The sequence below is a fragment of the Nostoc sp. ChiQUE02 genome (genome assembly GCF_034531305.2).
Lineage (GTDB): Bacteria > Cyanobacteriota > Cyanobacteriia > Cyanobacteriales > Nostocaceae > Nostoc.
Genome location: NZ_JAVRBN020000106.1, coordinates 1 through 6,666, shown reverse-complemented (window position 1 = coordinate 6,666; position 6,666 = coordinate 1). Strand labels below are relative to the sequence as shown.

The 6,666-nt window shown below is 42.7% G+C and carries 7 protein-coding genes; 1 reads left to right on the top strand and 6 read right to left on the bottom strand.

The window, feature by feature from the left end:
* Positions 1–1,020: 1,020 nt before the first annotated feature.
* The 3 genes from RM347_RS35425 to RM347_RS35415 all read right to left on the bottom strand — a co-directional run bounded on the left by RM347_RS35425 (position 1,021) and on the right by RM347_RS35415 (position 3,010).
* A complete protein-coding gene (locus RM347_RS35425) occupies positions 1,021–1,560 on the bottom strand; it encodes a hypothetical protein (RefSeq protein WP_322715486.1) in 540 nt (179 codons plus the stop codon).
* Positions 1,561–1,772: 212 nt separating this feature from the next.
* The gene (locus RM347_RS35420) at positions 1,773–2,126 is read right to left on the bottom strand and encodes a hypothetical protein (RefSeq protein ID WP_322715487.1); all 354 of its coding nucleotides are present in this window, start codon (positions 2,124–2,126) and stop codon (positions 1,773–1,775) included.
* Positions 2,123–3,010 carry a class I SAM-dependent methyltransferase gene (locus RM347_RS35415; protein WP_322715488.1) on the bottom strand — a complete coding sequence of 296 codons (888 nt, stop codon included), beginning with the start codon at positions 3,008–3,010 and terminating at the stop codon, positions 2,123–2,125. Before RM347_RS35415 ends, RM347_RS35420 begins: the two co-directional genes overlap by 4 nt.
* Positions 3,011–3,398: 388 nt before the next feature.
* On the opposite strand from RM347_RS35415, the gene RM347_RS35410 reads away from it, so the two are divergent.
* Entirely contained in the window at positions 3,399–3,560 is a 162-nt protein-coding gene (locus RM347_RS35410) for a hypothetical protein (protein ID WP_322715489.1), read from the top strand.
* Between the two features lie 229 nt (positions 3,561–3,789).
* Here RM347_RS35410 and RM347_RS35405 read toward each other — a convergent pair whose 3' ends face one another.
* The 3 genes from RM347_RS35405 to RM347_RS35395 form a co-directional block, all read right to left on the bottom strand.
* Complete coding sequence (locus RM347_RS35405; protein ID WP_322715490.1) at positions 3,790–3,963, bottom strand: hypothetical protein; 174 nt, start codon at positions 3,961–3,963, stop codon at positions 3,790–3,792.
* 94 nt (positions 3,964–4,057) lie between these two features.
* Positions 4,058–5,032 (bottom strand): NADP-dependent oxidoreductase, encoded by a 975-nt coding sequence (locus RM347_RS35400; RefSeq protein WP_322715492.1) that lies wholly within the window; start codon positions 5,030–5,032, stop codon positions 4,058–4,060.
* 123 nt (positions 5,033–5,155) lie between these two features.
* Positions 5,156–6,460, bottom strand: coding sequence for an FAD-dependent oxidoreductase (locus tag RM347_RS35395; protein ID WP_322715491.1), 1,305 nt, complete (start codon positions 6,458–6,460; stop codon positions 5,156–5,158).
* Positions 6,461–6,666 lie beyond the last annotated feature (206 nt).

Here is a 6,666-nt window from a genome sequence, read left to right as displayed (position 1 = left end):
GGAGAAAAATCCGTTGGTGACTATTATTGCACCTAATAGAGGAATAATTGAGGCTTTGTAGTTCAATGATTGTTTGTTCATGGTAGTTTTCGATTTTATTTGAGGGTTAAATACCTTTGTTAAGAGCAGAGTTGACAGCATTTCTGGCAAAACATGATAAAATACCTGTACACAAGCTCGTAGTTGGCAAAGTAGATTGGAATACCATAACTCTTACACTACTGACAACAGGTTAAAAAATCTTACGGGAAACCTTAAAGGAATTTTAAGGACTCATTGTTTTTGCCAACTTTGTCCCAAAACCGCCTGACTGTAGGCTCAATCTCTACATTTAGCCAAAACTGCGATCGCTTGATTTTGATCCGACTTCACAAAATCGCGTTGCTCCCCTTGCGATATAGCAAACTCAATTCTCTGGTCAATTTCGACTGAAAGTTAGTATTAATCTCTCTGTCAAGACCTTCGTAAAGCCACTTTTCAGGATTTGTGTGACTTGAAGAAGATTTTGGACATGTTGTCCACCTTTACCTTCCAAAAATGGATGTCCAAGTTTACCTTCCAAGAACGTCAAAAAAATAGCATAAAGGAAAACTAAACTGCTCAAACTCTATGCCTGTATGCAAGATAAAGGTTTTGGTAATAGCGATACTTACTGCGGCAAGCGATCGCAAAGCTTGTGAAAAATCCTACAAGTTAGGCAATAAGTTTGGACAGGAGCCGTATTCAAGCGGATTTGTGTCCATTTTCTTCTTCCATTTCTGTTATTCTGTCCATTTTCTTTTTCCAAAAGAGCGATCGCTTGCTTAATGCCTTAACGAAGTTATAGGTATTTCAGCTTGCAACTTGTCCAATTTCTTCTTCCAAACCTGTCCAAAATCTTCTTCAAGTCACAAATACATTGCAGGGTAATGCTCTAGACAAGGGGATCTGGGTATTAAATAGCAAGCCCAAACTCTTCTCGATTGTACAGATTCACTACTCCTCCTAATTCACCAACACCCCATCAACACAAGTAATCCCTCATTGCGGAAACTTCACCAGCAATTTCTTGATCACAATCTGCAAAGCCGGGTCATCATTCCAGCACGAGAGCAAGAAGTCAAACCGCGGATTCTCCTCCGAATTCACCGCAACTTTAAGTTTCTCCATACGCCCCGGTCGCATATTTGACCTCGCAACAATCCCCTCATACGACCATTTTTCAGCACTGGGGACAGGTGCGGCGGAACCTTCACCCTCATGAACTGTTTTGATTTCTACACGCGAAACCCAGTTTTCAGCCAACAAAGAAGCTGAATTTCTCTGTTCTACAAGCTCTGGTGTTTGATCTGCGATCGCGCAAGTTGAAGAAAATTCATTTTGTACGACGGGCGCGGCGGAATCAGTGCCTTCATGAGGGAATATCGCTTCAACACCACAATCCTGGCTCTCTCCTATTAACAAAGCAGATTCACTCTGTACAGCGTCCACAAGCGCTAGCGTCGTGCAGTCCATTGCCACAGGCAAGTCTTTCTCCAACTCTTCCACGCTTTCAACAGTCTGAGGCGACGCGACCCTCAAGGGAGCGATCGCCGCCTCACAAGAGTGCGAAATAACGGGTTGCGTGTCAGAGTTACACCTAACAAACTCTACAAAAGAGTTTGTTAGGTGTTCCTGAACAGTTCACGAGGGTTTTTGAAACCCTTGCTCTGACTGACTTTGACCTAAAATAGATGCTTTATACAAAGCACCCATTTCTTCAGAGCCAGCATCTTTCTCTGAAATCTCAGCATTTAGTTCTCAGTAAACCAAAAAGTTTTGCCAAAAGGGCGAACCACTATGGATACAGCAGAGGGTTCTTGTTTTTCAGAATTGGCTTTCTCCCAGAACTCCTTCATCCGACTACCATGTAAATTCTTCACCATCCAGGTAACGGTTTCTCGGCTATCCTGTATCGACAAGTCCGGCTTGAAAATGAACAACCCGCTTTCAGAAAGAATTTTCTTCGCAGAGATAAAAGTACTGTAACCCATCGCAGTAGAAAGGGGCATCCACCGAGAACCGTATGGGTCAGCCGTCCAACACTCCTGCCACAATTGCGTAACTGAGGTCTTTTGCTGTGCAACTATACGTAGTCTATCTATCAAACATGGCGTGTGGCAACACACATAAGCGACAAGGCGGCAAGTGGAGAATTAGGATTTATAAGAGAGCATAACTGAGCTAAACGATACTTCTTATCAGATTTACCATAATTACCAAGCAATACTTCTGCACCAACCGTATGGTTATGGGGATAAACCTTGACACTGAAGCCAAGCGGCTCCAGAATTTTATAGTAAAACTCTGGTGTTAATCCATCTCCAGGTCGGTGATGAACTTCAGTTGCTAATGCCCAAGTTTGCTCTGCTGCTGAGGTATGACCTCCTCGTTTGATCAGCCGATATAGCCATAAGCGGAAATTCCATAACCACAAACCTAATCCTCGGAAGTTCCAGGCAGTCAACTGAGGGTCGTGGTCTGTGATTAGAATGCCACCTGGACGAACTAAACGCGCTGCTTCTTCTAACACTACACCCATATATTCACAGTGATGTAATGTGGCGTTAAGTACCACAATGTCAGCAAAATGGTCAATGAAAGGAAGGTGGTGAGCATCTGCTCTCACTGGTATATAGCCAAGACGTTGAGCCATAGACAATGCACCATAGCTAACATCTACACCAATTAACAATTCTGGTTTACCTCCAAGCGTTGCATACAAATTGCCCGGACCACAACCAATATCTACAACAATTTTATGATCCCAACTGCCCATAGCCGCCTGCCAGCAGGACTTAAACACTTCATCTCGATGGCAGCCTTCAAAGTAGTTTTTTGCCCATTCTGGATGTCCAAAATAATGACTATTCGCTTTGATGGCAAGACTTGAAGTTGAAATCGGAAAATTTAGAATATTTTGTTTATCTAAATCTACTCTCAAATCAGTACCAATATAAGGACTCAGAACTGAATATGAAGAAGTTGGCATAGCTATTACATCTATTAAGGGAGGTCCAAGAAATAAAATGCCCAGCCGTATCAATAATATTTTTGGCACAACCGAGATATCTAGGCGCTTTCGCCCTCAAGGCGAAAGCTAGGCTCATAGCATTTTATTACTGGTAAGGGTCTAAGATCCTGCCTCAGTTCAGTATAAACTGAGCAGAGCTTATCCTAAATTGCTATTAGCAGCATATTTGCTTCTTAGTCTTCTCAAAACTGTCTTTAGATGGATGATTTCACTTGACAAAAGACAAATTAGTATAAAAATATACTTATAATTATTTATGAAGTAATTAAATCCATCCAATTCACCAACGGTAAAGAAATACTGGTAGAGACGACGTGGTGTTGGGAATGGGAACGAGTACTGCAATATGCCAGTAGTTGAGACCGTAGGCGTAGCCCTTCTCCTGTCGGAGACGCTGCGCGTAGCTTGCTTCCACGTTCGCGTAGCGTCTCGTAGAGAAGTGGTACGGCTGCGCTCAGGAACCACCGATCGCAGATTTGACAAAAGCTACAATCCTGCTGTTTGCTGACTGATTCACCATGGCCGCGTCAATTTAATTACTGCGATTGGTGAATGGGGAAAGTGGATTAATGGCGGCGGTTGGCTACAAGTTCAAGGTATAGGTGTAGATTTTCTCTATCGCGATTTGGCAAAGGATATCTGCCGTTGTGCTTATCGCCTCGGCAATTGGAGCCGCCACCTCGGTTTCCATATTGGTTTTCGGGTGGTGTATGCAGGTGCGGTATGATAGGCGATCACTACTCCTCCCACTTCACCAGCCCACCATCCGCCGCCACCAACCCCCAGTACCGAAACTTCACCAGCAATTTCTTGATCACAATCTGCACAGCCGGGTCATCATTCCAGCATTCCTGCAAGAAGTCAAAACCCGGATTCTGCCGCGAATTCGCCGTAACCTTGAGTTTCTGCATACGCTCAGGTCGCACATTTGACCGCGCTACAAAGTCATAGTAAAACACTTTTCAAACAACCTCTAAGCTCTTTTAGAGGTTGTTTATAAATTTTTCAGGTAGGCTCATTTGAGACTTTAATAACCAGTTTTCCCTTTTTGTTACCGTCGAAAAGTTTTAGGATCGCCTTGGGTGCATTTTCCAAGCCTTCGACAATCTCAAGAGCATATTTAATTTTCCCCTGGTTTAGCCACTTTCCAATCTCTGCTATCGCTTCATGAAATCGGGGAATATAATCCAAGATAATAAATCCCTGGACGAGAGCACGTTTCATGAGAATTTGGCTGTAATTATATGGGCCAGGAACAGGCTTTGAAGCATTATAAGTTGAGATTAAACCGCATAAAGGCAGGCGGGCGTGCAGATTAATTTTGGTTAGGACGGCATCAAGGATTATTCCGCTAACATTGTCAAAATACACATCGATTCCATTGGGACAAGCTTGAGCTAATGCTTTTTCTAAATCTCCAGTTTTATAGTTAATTGCTGCATCAAAGCCAAGTTCTTCCGTAAGCCAATGGCACTTTTCATCACTGCCAGTTATACCAACTACCCGACAACCCTTAATCTTGGCAATTTGTCCAACAATGGAACCAACTGCCCCAGCTGCGGCTGAAACGACCACAGTTTCTCCAACTTTTGGCTGTCCTATATCTAATAACCCAAAATAAGCTGTAAAACCAGTAGCTCCCAGTGGCCCGGTAAATGCGTTGAGCGGACAAGGTAGAGGATTAGGTAATCGCGTCAGTGAAAAGCCACTGTTTCCAAAGGCGATCGCGTAATCTTGCCACCCTAGCAACCCAGAAACCAAATCTCCCTTTTTAAAATTGGGATTTTTGGACTCTTCAACCACACCTATAATACCGCCACGCATAACTTCCCCAATTTCAACAGGAGGCATATACTGTTCTATATCGCTCATCCAGATCCGATTGGTAGGATCTAGTGACAAATATATAGTACGTACCAGCACCCCATCAACACAAGTAATGCCCCACTGCCCAAACTTCGTCAGCAATTTTTTGATCACAATTTGCAAAGCTGGATCATCATTCCAGCACTCTTGCAAAAAGTCAAACCCCGAATTTTGCCCCGAATTCGCCGCAACTTTTGCGCCACTTCCTCAATTCAATTGTAGGAAGTATGTCAACTCTTAAAAGAAGCGTTCCACTAAATAAGCCGCATATTCCATACCATAAGGTACGCTCACCCCAGCAGTCATTTCATTAGCAAAATAGGTGCTTTGACTACCTTGCAACATTTCCAACCGTTCATAAATACCATCCTTGAGGTCTTCGGGTGAAAAATGAGAGAACCACTTCCAAATTAGGGGTTGCCCCATAAGTGTCACTTGAGTACCTCCAAGCTTTTTGACACAATCGGCTACGTTGCTTTCCAACTCTTCAACAGTTGTCCTTTCATCCATGAATGGATAAAAATTGTAGATTTTACTGCCTGGATCAACCTCGTAGATAGCTAATGGATAACTAGTTGGTAAAGGCTGATTTAAATTATTTCTGATTACGTAGAAAATGTTTGCAGGTAAACCCTCTACTTTACAGGTAATAACCGCTCTTTTTATTTTACGTACCCGAGAAAAAATATCTGCTTCTTCAGGAGAAGCATCAGCTATGCTAAGAAAGTCATCTACAGGGGCAGTCCAAATTAAATGCTCGAATTCCCACTGATTTGAGGCAGTTTTGACCAGAATTGTTTGACCGCGAGAAACACGCTCAATAGTTTGTCCTAGACACAAATTATGAGTTGCTGCTAAACGATTCCATAGTTCTTGATTCCCTTCTTGCAATTGAGGCATATTTAGAACCAATTTTTTTAGGAAATTGCAACGGTTCAATAATGCCAGTAGCCGAATCACATAAGCACTAGAAGCTTCTTGTTCCAGATATCCAAATTGTGCTGCATTCGCAATCGGCATTAAAGCATCTCGAATAAAATCCAAACCCTGTTTGTTAAACCACTGAGGCGAGGATTCATTCATATCTCGGTAAGCAGGATTGATATAGCCTGGATCTGAATACCGACTATACTTGTCTAATTCTTGGAAAAATTTCCTCAACTGCCAGAGTCGGCTGAATAAAGAATGTTTGGACTCCACTAAAAACGGGCTAGTAACTTTGCCAGTAGCTAAGTCAAATACTTGCACCCGTGGCATCACATGAAGCGATGGAGAAATCCCATACCTTTTTCTATATTTTTTGTACAAGGGGCTAGGTAAGATCCAAACAGTTCCACCCTCGTAAATACCACGGGCTTGAAGACTTGGGTCTGCATACTTAATTGAATATGTTTTACCACCTACGCGGTTTTTGGCATCAATGATGGTGATATTTTTATATCCAAGATCACGTAATTCTTCGGCAGCCGTTAAACCAGTACATCCAGCACCAACGATACCAATACGGATTGAAGGTTCATAGGTTAAACGATTAATTCGCATGAAACTGTAGTGAGAATTTCAGTCCCATTTAATTGTACTAACTTTATGTTCATATTAGTCGCACCCAAAGGCGATAGGCGTTCGCTGTCTTTGTCTCCATTGGCACAGTTTCTCAGTGGGGCTACGATACTGTGCGTTCGCTGATTTTAAGGCAGTCAAAGGAATTAATCCGTTGAGGGGTAATGGTTAAGAGGATTTTTGAAGCA

Coding starts and splice junctions, on each gene's coding strand:
- RM347_RS35415 (WP_322715488.1), bottom strand. CDS start 3,010: ATGCCAACTTCTTCATATTCAGTTCTGAGTCCTTATATTGGTACTGAT.
- RM347_RS35410 (WP_322715489.1), top strand. CDS start 3,399: ATGCCAGTAGTTGAGACCGTAGGCGTAGCCCTTCTCCTGTCGGAGACG.
- RM347_RS35405 (WP_322715490.1), bottom strand. CDS start 3,963: ATGCAGAAACTCAAGGTTACGGCGAATTCGCGGCAGAATCCGGGTTTT.
- RM347_RS35395 (WP_322715491.1), bottom strand. CDS start 6,460: ATGCGAATTAATCGTTTAACCTATGAACCTTCAATCCGTATTGGTATC.